Below are 9726 nucleotides of genomic sequence, written 5' to 3'. Positions count from 1 at the left end.
GGGTTGCGCTGGGTGGGGCTCGCGCTGCCTGGTCGAATCGGGCGTACCGGGTGATTTCGGGCGTACCGGGGCGAAAGTTCCGACCAGGTACGCCCGACTCCACATTCCATCGCGGGCGTTCTGGGAAGGAACGTCCGCTCGTGTTCCCCGTCTCGCGCTACGCTTCGCTCGTCGTTGTGAGAAGGGGGAGCGCGATGGTGCTCAGTTGGTCCGCGTTCAGTGAGCTCGAGGGTCCGGGGGAGTCGGGGATGCCCGACCTGTTCGACGGCTGGTTCGGCATCGCGTTCGGGGTCGTCGCCGCGTTGGCGATCCTCACGACCCTGACGATCGTCATCCTGGCGCTCTACCGCGGCAAGCGGATGGCCGACCGTGGTCAGAACCCGCTCACCATGCAGGAGGACATCGCGTACCAGGCGATGCAGAGCCGCACGTTCGCACCGGACAAGCCACTCGAACAGCGGCTCGCCGAACTCGACGACCTGCACGCCCGCGGCGTGATCTCCGACGATGAGCACCGCAGCGCCCGAGCCGAAGCGCTGCGCGGACGATGATCGCCTCCGAAGAAGTGCACAACCCCCTGATCCCGCCGGTCTACGACCTCGTCTGGACCCTGCTCATGGCGCTCGTCGTCATCGCGGTCATCGTCGCCGTGTGCATCGCGGTCGTCCGCAGCCGGCGCCCGCACGGTGCCCGTCGGAGCTCGCCGGAGCAGCGGCTCCTCGAACTCGACGAGCTGCACGCCCGCGGGGTCATCACCGACGACGAGCGCCGAGCCGCGCGGGCCGAGGCCCTGCGCGGTTAGCCTGGTCGGGTGCTGCTGCCGACGGACCTGCTCGGGGTGTGGGACCTGCACCGCACCGTGCACGACCACCGCGCCGGTGCCACGGGGACCGTCACCGGGACGACCACCCTGACCCGGGTCGGTGACGACGAGGTGCGCTGGGACGAGTCCGGCGTGATGACCTTCGACGGTCGGACGACGCCCGTGTCACGGACCCTCGTCCTGCGGCGGACGAGTACCGGCGGCTGGACCGTGCACTTCTCCGACGGTCGGGTCTTCCACGACTGGGTTTGGGGCACGAGCGTCGTCCACGCCTGCGCTCCGGACGACTACACGGGTGCCTTCGACGGCGACGAAGACCGCTGGACGGTGCGGTGGGGAGCGCGGGGCCCGGCGAAGGACTACCGGCTGGACAGCGTCCTCACCCGACCGCGGTCGTGACCCGCAGGGTCGGCGGTCACCGCCAGACTGGGGGCATGGCACGCTCCTCCGGCACCGACGCCCCGCGCATCACCCTGACCGAACCGACGAACCTCGAGGACTGGGCGCCAGCTCCCGGTGACGTCCTGACGGGCGACCGCATCGAGGGCAAGCGCATCGACGTCCTCGACCTGGCCGGCGAGCGACTGCCCGACCTGGAGATCGAGGAGTGCGTCATCGACACGTTCCGGGGCGACGACGCGGACTTCCGCGGGCTCCGGGTCCGTGACTCGGTCATCGACTCGCTCGACGCCCCGATCCTGCGGGCGTCGAGCAGCTCGTGGCGCGAGGTCCGGGTCTCCGGCGGTCGGGTCGGCTCGGCCGAACTGTACGACTCCGGACTGAACGGCGTCGAGTTCGTCGGCATGAAGTTCGGGTTCGTGAACCTGCGCGGCTCGACGATCACCGACGTGGTGTTCCGTGACTGCGTCATCGACGAGCTCGACATCGCCGACGCGAAGCTGCTGCGGGTGTCGTTCGACGGCAGCAGCATCCGCGCCGCCGAGGGGTCGAACACCCGCATCGACCACGTGGACCTGCGTGGAGCGGACCTCGATCGGGTCGAGCGGCTCGAGGGGTTCCGCGGGGCCACGATCGGGGCCGACCAGCTGTACACGCTCGCACCGCTGCTGGCCGCGCAGGCCGGCTACCGCGTCGACTGACCGAGCCCGGGTTTCGCGCTCACCGACACTCCACGCCCGCCCGGCCCCGCGAACTGTCGCTCAGCGCGAAACTTCGGCCGCGCCGATGGCCGCACCGGCGCCCGCGCCCACCCCGGCCAGCGCCGCCACCAGGTCGGCCTGCACCAGGTCGCCGTGCACCGCCGCGCCCGTCTGGGTGCCGGCCGCCGCCGACGCGATGACCGTCGCCATCGGGGCCGTCACGTTGCCGGCTGCGTAGACCCCGCGCACGGCGGTCTGCCCGGCGGCGTCCACGGTCAGCGCCGTCGCGAACCGGTGGTCGCCCATGAACTGGTCGGTGGCGGCGAGTCCGAGCCCGGACAGGAACCCCACCCGCGCCTCGGGCCGGCTCGCCGTGGCCAGGGCATCGAGCTCGACGAACGACCCGTCGCCGAGCCGGACCCCGGTCAGCCGGTCACCCTCGGAGACCACGGCGGCGAGGGGGCCCTGGATGACCGAGATGCCGCGGGCGGCCAAACCGGCCAGATCGGTGTCGTCCATCAGGGCCGGCTCGGTCAGGAACACGATTACCCGATCGCTCAGCGCCCGGAACATGAGCGCGTGGTGTGCGCCGTTCGGCGTCGTGACGAGGACCCCGATCCGCTGGTCGCGGATCTCCCACCCGTGGCAGAACGGGCAGTGCACGACCCCGCGCCCCCACTGCTCGGCCAGGCCCGGGACCTCCGGCAGGACGTCCACGGCGCCGGAGGCGACGACCAGCCTGCGCGCCGTGACGACCTCGCCCGAGTCCAGCGTGACCGAGAAGCCGACCGGGTCGTGACCGTCACCGGTCGTGGCGGACGTGGCCACGATCCTCCCGGCCGTGACCTGGACGCCGTAGGCGGCGACCTCGTCGCGACCGATGCGGACCAGCTCGGCGGGCGCGACGCCCTCGTGGCCGAGGTAGTTGTGCGCGCCGGCCGCCGGGGCGTTGCGGGGCTCGCCGGAGTCGACGACGAGCACCGAGCGCCGCGAACGGCCGAGGATGAGGGCGGCGGAGAGGCCGGCGGCCGAGCCGCCGATGACGATGACGTCGAAGTGTGCAGGCATGCGCTGATCATGCGGCGGTTCGAGCGTGAACAGCAACGAAGTTTGCCGGTGTGGCAACATAGCGGACATGGGACACGGCAACCAGGACACGACCGCCCCGCGCACGACGGCCGACGTCGTCGACGGGGTCGGCCCCCGCCTGCGCGCGCTGCGCGCCCACCGCGACGTGACGCTCGCGGCACTGTCCGAGCAGACGGGGGTCTCGGTGAGCACCCTGTCGCGGCTCGAGTCCGGCCAGCGGAAGCCCACGCTGGAACTGCTGCTGCCCCTCGCGCGGGCGTACCAGGTGCCCCTCGACGACCTGGTCGGCGCACCGCAGACCGGCGACCCGCGCGTGCACATGAAGCCCGAGGTGCACGGCGGCCGCGTCGTCGTGCCGCTGACGAAGCGGACCGGTGGGGTGCGCTCCTTCAAGCAGCTGTTCCCACCGAACACCCCGGGTGGGGACCCGTCGCTCAAGACGCACGAGGGCTACGAGTGGCTCTACGTCCTGTCCGGACGGCTCCGACTGGTGCTCGGGGAGCACGACCTCGACCTCGGCCCCGGTGAGGTCGCCGAGTTCGACACCCACACCCCGCACTGGATGGGCAACGTGACCGACTCCGTCACCGAGGTGCTGTGCCTGTTCGGGCCACAGGGCGAGCGGGCACACGTGCGGTCCCGCCCCGCCCGGTGACCCGATGCGTCAGTCCGTGAACACGTTCGCCACGACGTCGTCGAGCAGATCGGTCGTCTCGATGTTCGACTGCTGGATGTGGATGCCGAGGTCGCCCCGGGTGAAGTACGTGTCGCCGTCCGTGACCGGGTACTGCGAGTTCTTCGAGACCTTCTGGCACAGGTACCCGTCGGACTCGTCGCCGCAGTCGTAGCCCTTCGCCGAGAGCTGCTCGAGCGCGTCGCGGGCTGCGGTCGGATCGACGGCGTCGACCGCGATGGACAGGTACGAGATGTCGGCCTGGGGCTCCCGCCACACGCAGTACAGGCGCTTGCCGTTGCCCTGCAGCGCCGGGGTGAACGAGCTCTTCGGGATCGCGATCGGGTCGCCGACGACCGACGGGTCGTTGAGCGGTGCCGATGCGAACGCCTTGTCCCACTTGCCAGGGGTGATCAGGTCGGTGCAGCTGGCCGGGACGGTGACGGTCTCGTCGCTCGGGGCCCCGGTGCCGGTGGGGCTCGGAGCGGTCGTGGTGTCGGTGGGGCTCGGTGCCGTCGTCGGGTCGGCTGCGGTGGTCGCGGTGTCGCTCGCCGGTCCGGCCGGTCCGGCCTGGGCGCAGCCGGTCAGGGCGAGGCCCGCCGCCAGCAGGGCAGCGAGCGTGATCGTGTGGCGCATGGTTCCCCTTCGTCCGGTCGCGTCAGGTCGTGACCGTCGCTCACGAACGTACCGACCGGGGGCCGCGGTGGCTGCGACCGTCACCGATTCGTTGTCCCCCGACCCCGTCGGTCAGCGGCTGCGCCACCACCGCCGCAACTGCGACTGCGATCGCAGCCGTCGCGCCCACCGGCGCACCGGGTTCGCCCGCCGGCCGTTCACGCGGAACGTGTGGAGGGCGCGTCGCGTCCGCACCCAGACGGACGGGAGGCCCGCCAACGGTCGCGCGGACACCTGCACGGTGAGCACGGGGTCGGCCACCACCCGCCAGGCCGGGTCGAGCTGCATGCTCAGGTCGACGTCGTCGTGCACCTCGGCGTCGTCGCGGTGCGCTCGCCCACCGACCGCGGCCCAGGTCGACCGACGCATCGCCATGGCGGACCCGAACAGCGGCGGGTGCCCGAGCGCGCTCCACATCAGGACGAAGTACGGGCCCATGTAGACGGCGTTCCACAGTCGGCGCACCACGGCGCCACCGTTCCGCGGCCGGCCCGGACCGGTGACCGCGACGACCTCGGGGTCGGCGAGCAGCCGGACCGCGTCGGCGATCCAGGACGGCGGCGGGACGGAGTCGGCGTCGAGCCGCACGACGACGTCGCCGGACGCCCGGTCGTAGCCGCGCGCCGAGGCCCGGGCGATCCCGCGCACCGGCTCCGTGAGCACGACTGCGCCGGCGTCCCGGGCGATCGCCGCGCTGTCGTCAGAGCTGCCGTTGTCGACCACGACGACCTCGTCGGCCGGCCGGGTCTGAGCTGCGAGGGCGGCGAGGCACCGGCGCAGGTGCACGGCGTCGTCTCGCACGGGGATCACGACCGAGACACGGGGCATCCGTCGATCCAACCGGCTTCCACCTGTGCGGATTGCCGGACCGCGTTTCCCGGCATTCCTGGGTCCTGGCCCAGAGGGCAGCGCGCACGGTCGATGGCGAAACGCCCCCGGTGCACGCCGGGGACGACGACAACCGGAAGGCCGACCATGACCACGAACCCACCCGGGAACGACTCCGGGACGCCCATCCACGACCGCACCGCAGCCTCCGAGGGCCACGAGGTCGCCCCCGGCGTGACCGTGCCGTCGTACGCCAGCGGTACCCCCGCCGCGCGACCCACCGACCCCGGTGCACCCCAGACCTACGACCCGTACGGCGACAGCGCCGCCGAGGTGCCGTTCGACGCACCCCTCGACGCCGTCCCGGCCGACGAGCAGCTCCCCGCCGTCCCGTCCGCGGCATCCGCCGGCAGCGTTGGTGGCACCGGCAGCGGCTCCGGCTCCGGCAGTGACTCGGGCAGCGGCTCCGGCAAGGCCGACGCGGCCAAGGGTGCCGCGCAGGACGTCGCCGGCGACGCCAAGGAGAAGGCCGCGAACGTCGCGGGCACCGCCAAGGAGCAGGCGTCGAAGGTTGCCTCCGAGGCGACCGACCATGCCAAGCAGCTCTACGGCCAGGCGTCCGAGAACCTCAAGCAGCAGGCCGGCGAGCAGCAGCAGCGCGCTGCCGGCGGACTCCGCTCCCTCGGCGAGCAGCTCGGTCGCATGGCCGAGAACGACGACGAGCAGGGCGTCGCCGCGAAGGTCGTCCGCGACCTGTCGGGCCGCGCGACCTCGGCCGCCGGGTTCCTCGAGAACCGCGACCCGGGCTCGCTGCTCGACGAGGTGAAGACCTTCGCCGCGAAGCGCCCCGGCACGTTCATCGCGATCGCCGCCGGTGCTGGCCTGCTCGCCGGACGCCTGACCAAGGCGCTCGCGACCGAGGTCAAGCACGAGAAGGAGGCCGGCGACGGCACCACCGGATCGGGGAGTGGCGTATGAGCCAGTCCGTCCCCGGCGCGACACCCCTGGGTGAACCGACGCCCGAGGAGCGCGCCGCGACCACACCGCTCGGTGAGCTGCTGTCCGACGTGTCGCGTGACCTCTCCAGTCTGTTCCGGCAGGAGGTCGCCCTCGCGAAGGCCGAGCTGACCGACTCCGCGAAGAAGGCCGGCAAGGCGGGCGGGATGTTCGGCGGCGCCGGACTCACCGCCGTGTTCGCCCTGCTGTTCCTGTCGATCGCCGCGTGGTGGGGCCTCGGTTACCTGATCGGCAACGCCTGGTCCGCCCTGATCATCGCGGTCGTCTACGCGATCGTCGCCGCGATCCTGGCCGTCCGCGGGCGCAAGGAGATCAAGGAGATCAAGGGCGCCCCGCAGACGGTCGAGACCGCCAAGGAAGTCCCCGAGACACTCAAGCCCAACACCGGGAGGAAGCCATGAGCACCCCAGACGAGATCCGCGCCGACATCGAGCGCACCCGCGGCGAACTCGGCTCCGACGTCGACGCCCTCGCCGACAAGGTCAGCCCGTCGTCCATCGCCCACCGCCAGAGCGAGAAGGTGAAGGGCCGGTTCCAGGACGTCCGTGAGTCCGTGATGGGCGCGGCCCAGTCGGCCCGCTCGAGCGCCTCCGGTTCCGCCTCGGGCGCGACCGGCCAGGCGAAGGACGTCGCGCAGAAGGGCGTCGAGAAGGCGAAGGGCAACCCGCTTGCCGTCGGCCTCATCGCGTTCGGTGCCGGTTGGCTCGTGTCGTCGCTCCTGCCGACCACCGAGAAGGAAGAAGAGCTCGCCGGTGAGCTGAAGGACAAGGCTGCACCGCTCGTCGACGAGGTCAAGGAGCAGGCGAAGGACGTCGGCTCGCAGCTCGGCGACGTGGCGAAGGAGCACGCGCAGGACCTCAAGGGGACTGCACAGGACGCCGCGCAGGCGGTCAAGGGCGAGGCACAGGGGGCCGCGTCCGACGTCAAGGACAACGCGCAGGGTGCGGCGGACGACGTCCGCAGCAGCTGAGCAGAACCCCGTGACGGACAGGAGGCGCGGTGCCAGCCGGCACCGCGCCTCCTGTCCGTGAAGCGGTAGCGTTCCGGGCATGGACCCGATCGACGAGCTCGCTGCGGAGCTCCGACAGTCCATCGGCCGGGTGGTGCGTGCCGCACGACGCGAGGCGGACGCGCTGCCGGCCACGCACACCACCACCCTCGGGTTCCTGCACCGCGAGGGCCCGATGACGATCGCGGAACTCGCGCGCCGCCGCGGGGTGAAGCACCAGGGGCAGTCCCGCACGGTCGGCGAACTGGCCGAACTCGGGTACGTCGACCGGACGGCGTCGGACACCGACCGCCGAGCGTCGGTCATCCGGATCACGGACGCCGGCCGGGCCGCACTGCAGCGCGACATGGACGCCCGCACGGACTGGCTGGCCGATGCGATCCGCGAGGAGACCGACGCCGAGGAGCGTGCGCTGCTCCGCCGTCTGCCCGAGCTGTTCGAGCGGGTCGCGCGCCGGGCTGACTGAACGACTCCTCACCTCCTGGGCGATCGCAGAAGTACAACACGGCTGTACAGTTGTGCGCATGGAGTTGACGAAGTACAACCACGCCACCGTCGTCCTCGAGCAGGACGGCGTCACCCTCGTCATCGACCCCGGGGTGTTCACGCCCGAGGCCGTCGACCTCGTCCGCGGCGCCGCGGGCGTCCTCGTCACGCACGACCACCCCGACCACTTCGACATCGACGCCCTGCGCGCGGGGCTCGCCGCGAACCCGGACCTCGTCGTCCGCGGTCCGGAGACCGTCGTCGAGCAGCTCGGCGAACACCACGGCCGGGTCGCAGCGGTGCACGCCGGCGACACGATCACCGTCGGACCGTTCTCCGTCCGGGTCTTCGGCGAGCAGCACGCGGTCATCCACCCCGACATCCCGTCCACCGCGAACGTCGGCTACCTGGTGGACGACGCGGTGTTCCACCCGGGCGACGCGTACCTCGAGCCCGGTGTCCCGGTGCCGACCCTGCTGCTGCCGACGAGCGGGCCGTGGACGAACACCGCCCAGGCCGTCGACTACGTGCGAGCCGTGGCGCCGGAGCGGGCCGTGCAGATCCACGAGGCGATGCTGAGCGAGCTCGGCCAGCAGTCCGCTGCGCGCTTCCTCGGCCCGGACGGTCTCGGGCCGGTGCCCGTCCTGATCCTGCCGGCGGGGGAGACGATCACCGTCTGACGGACGCGGGCGTCCCCTGGGAGGCGATCCGGGCCTCCCGAGCAGCATGGTGGGATGGCCGACGCACCCACGACAGCAGTCCTCTTCGACATCGACGGCACCCTCGCCGACTCGAACTACGCGCACATCGACGCGTGGTGGCGGGCGTTCCTGGCGGCGGGGGAGTCCGTCGACGCCTGGCGGATCCACCGCGCGATCGGGATGGACTCGGCGAAGCTGCTCGAGACGCTGCTGCCGGACGCGTCCCAGGAGACCCGCGACACCGCGAAGCAGTTCCACACCGCCTACTACGCCGAGCAGATGCCGCGGCTCCGGCTGCTGCCGGGTGCGCGCGAGCTCCTGCAGGCCGTCGCCGAAGCGGGGCACGCCGTGGTCCTGGCGACCAGCGCGCCCGAGCACGAACTCGCCCGCCTGCGCGACCTGCTCGACGCGGGCGAGGGGGTCACCGCCGAGACCAGCTCCGAGGACGTCGAGCAGGCGAAGCCGGACCCCGGCATCATCCGGGTCGCGCTCGACAAGGCCGGGGTCTCCGCCGACGACGCCGTGATGGTCGGGGATGCCATGTGGGACGTCGAGTCCGCCGGCAAGGTGGGGGTACCGTGCGTCGGCGTGATGACCGGCGGCATCGGCGGCGACGAGCTCCGCGGTGCCGGGGCGGCAGAGGTGTACGACGACGCGGCGGCCGTGCTCGCGGCGTTCCGCGCCGGCGAGGGCCCGATCGCGGCACTCGGCCAGCGCGACTGACGGGCGGTGCCGGTCGCGCCTGACGGGCGCCTCGGTTTCCGCGTCGTCGGTCGCCCGTGCCAGGATCGACGTTCGTGATCACGATCGAACGCGTGTCCTGGGACGACCCCCGCAGCGTGGTGCTCCGCGCCCGCATGGACGACGAGATGCACGAGCGCTACGGGTCGGCCAACGCCGGCGAGGACCCGGCGATCACCGCCGAGCGGAGTCGTGCGCTGAGCGTCGACCCATCGACCGTCGTCACGTCGATCCTGGCTCTCGACGAGTCCGGCGACCCGGTCGGGCACATCGCCGTCCGACGTCTGGGCGACGAGGTCGAACTGAAGCGCCTCATCGTGCTGGCCTCCGCGCGTGGCAAGGGTGCGGCCACCGCGTTGCTCGACGAGTGCGAGCGCGTCGGCCGTGAACTCGGCGCCCCGCGGCTCATCCTGCAGACCGGCGACAAGCAGCCCGACGCCGTGGCGCTCTACCGCAAGACCGGCTGGGACCAGATCGACGTCTACGAGCCCTACGTCGCGACCATGCCGTGGTCGTTCTGCTTCGAGAAGGCCCTGTAGCCCGGCCCCACCCCGTATTGCACTTTCAGCAGGAGAGTGCAATTC

15 protein-coding genes are annotated in these 9726 nt (G+C 72.1%); 12 read left to right on the top strand and 3 right to left on the bottom strand.

Features of this window, described 5'->3' with window-relative positions; all coding sequences use genetic code 11:
- The first annotated feature begins 194 nt into the window (after positions 1-194).
- Genes DEJ03_RS17415 through DEJ03_RS17400 form a run of 4 tightly spaced genes read left to right on the top strand, consistent with a single transcriptional unit; the run spans position 195 to position 1923 of the window.
- On the top strand, positions 195-551 hold the full coding sequence (locus DEJ03_RS17415; RefSeq protein ID WP_110865621.1) for an SHOCT domain-containing protein: 357 nt from the start codon (positions 195-197) through the stop codon (positions 549-551).
- A gap of 14 nt (positions 552-565) precedes the next feature.
- Positions 566-802 carry a hypothetical protein gene (locus tag DEJ03_RS17410; protein WP_146237773.1) on the top strand — a complete coding sequence of 79 codons (237 nt, stop codon included), beginning with the start codon at positions 566-568 and terminating at the stop codon, positions 800-802.
- Between the two features lie 9 nt (positions 803-811).
- Positions 812-1222, top strand: a complete 411-nt coding sequence (locus DEJ03_RS17405) for a DUF6314 family protein (RefSeq protein ID WP_110865619.1) — start codon at positions 812-814, stop codon at positions 1220-1222.
- 35 nt (positions 1223-1257) lie between these two features.
- Positions 1258-1923: a pentapeptide repeat-containing protein gene (locus DEJ03_RS17400; RefSeq protein WP_110865618.1), complete on the top strand. Its 666-nt coding sequence runs from the start codon at positions 1258-1260 to the stop codon at positions 1921-1923.
- A gap of 60 nt (positions 1924-1983) precedes the next feature.
- Here the strand turns inward: DEJ03_RS17400 and DEJ03_RS17395 are convergent, their stop codons facing one another.
- Positions 1984-2991, bottom strand: a complete 1008-nt coding sequence (locus DEJ03_RS17395) for an NAD(P)/FAD-dependent oxidoreductase (RefSeq protein ID WP_110865617.1) — start codon at positions 2989-2991, stop codon at positions 1984-1986.
- Positions 2992-3058: 67 nt separating this feature from the next.
- Here DEJ03_RS17395 and DEJ03_RS17390 point away from each other — a divergent pair, with 67 nt between their 5' ends.
- Positions 3059-3667: a helix-turn-helix domain-containing protein gene (locus tag DEJ03_RS17390; RefSeq protein ID WP_110865616.1), complete on the top strand. Its 609-nt coding sequence runs from the start codon at positions 3059-3061 to the stop codon at positions 3665-3667.
- A gap of 9 nt (positions 3668-3676) precedes the next feature.
- Here the strand turns inward: DEJ03_RS17390 and DEJ03_RS17385 are convergent, their stop codons facing one another.
- Complete coding sequence (locus DEJ03_RS17385; RefSeq protein ID WP_110865615.1) at positions 3677-4321, bottom strand: hypothetical protein; 645 nt, start codon at positions 4319-4321, stop codon at positions 3677-3679.
- 111 nt (positions 4322-4432) lie between these two features.
- Positions 4433-5188 carry a glycosyltransferase family 2 protein gene (locus DEJ03_RS17380; protein WP_110865614.1) on the bottom strand — a complete coding sequence of 252 codons (756 nt, stop codon included), beginning with the start codon at positions 5186-5188 and terminating at the stop codon, positions 4433-4435.
- A gap of 147 nt (positions 5189-5335) precedes the next feature.
- Between DEJ03_RS17380 and DEJ03_RS17375 the strand changes: the two genes are divergently transcribed.
- The 7 genes from DEJ03_RS17375 (at position 5336) to DEJ03_RS17345 (ending at position 9681) form a co-directional block, all read left to right on the top strand.
- Positions 5336-6166 (top strand): hypothetical protein, encoded by an 831-nt coding sequence (locus tag DEJ03_RS17375; protein ID WP_110865613.1) that lies wholly within the window; start codon positions 5336-5338, stop codon positions 6164-6166.
- Positions 6163-6606, top strand: a complete 444-nt coding sequence (locus tag DEJ03_RS17370; protein WP_051597109.1) for a phage holin family protein — start codon at positions 6163-6165, stop codon at positions 6604-6606. The genes DEJ03_RS17375 and DEJ03_RS17370 overlap by 4 nt, the downstream gene beginning before the upstream one ends.
- The gene (locus DEJ03_RS17365; RefSeq protein WP_027467152.1) at positions 6603-7175 is read left to right on the top strand and encodes a DUF3618 domain-containing protein; all 573 of its coding nucleotides are present in this window, start codon (positions 6603-6605) and stop codon (positions 7173-7175) included. Before DEJ03_RS17370 ends, DEJ03_RS17365 begins: the two co-directional genes overlap by 4 nt.
- A 79-nt stretch (positions 7176-7254) precedes the next feature.
- On the top strand, positions 7255-7680 hold the full coding sequence (locus tag DEJ03_RS17360) for a MarR family winged helix-turn-helix transcriptional regulator (RefSeq protein ID WP_071245883.1): 426 nt from the start codon (positions 7255-7257) through the stop codon (positions 7678-7680).
- Between the two features lie 58 nt (positions 7681-7738).
- Complete coding sequence (locus tag DEJ03_RS17355) at positions 7739-8380, top strand: MBL fold metallo-hydrolase (RefSeq protein WP_110865612.1); 642 nt, start codon at positions 7739-7741, stop codon at positions 8378-8380.
- Between the two features lie 54 nt (positions 8381-8434).
- Positions 8435-9124 (top strand): HAD family hydrolase, encoded by a 690-nt coding sequence (locus DEJ03_RS17350; protein WP_110865611.1) that lies wholly within the window; start codon positions 8435-8437, stop codon positions 9122-9124.
- Between the two features lie 74 nt (positions 9125-9198).
- Positions 9199-9681: a GNAT family N-acetyltransferase gene (locus tag DEJ03_RS17345; RefSeq protein ID WP_258370920.1), complete on the top strand. Its 483-nt coding sequence runs from the start codon at positions 9199-9201 to the stop codon at positions 9679-9681.
- The last annotated feature ends 45 nt before the right edge of the window (positions 9682-9726 follow it).

Source organism: Curtobacterium sp. MCLR17_043 (assembly GCF_003224215.1).
Lineage (GTDB): Bacteria > Actinomycetota > Actinomycetes > Actinomycetales > Microbacteriaceae > Curtobacterium > Curtobacterium flaccumfaciens.
This window is presented reverse-complemented; position numbering and strand designations above follow the sequence as displayed.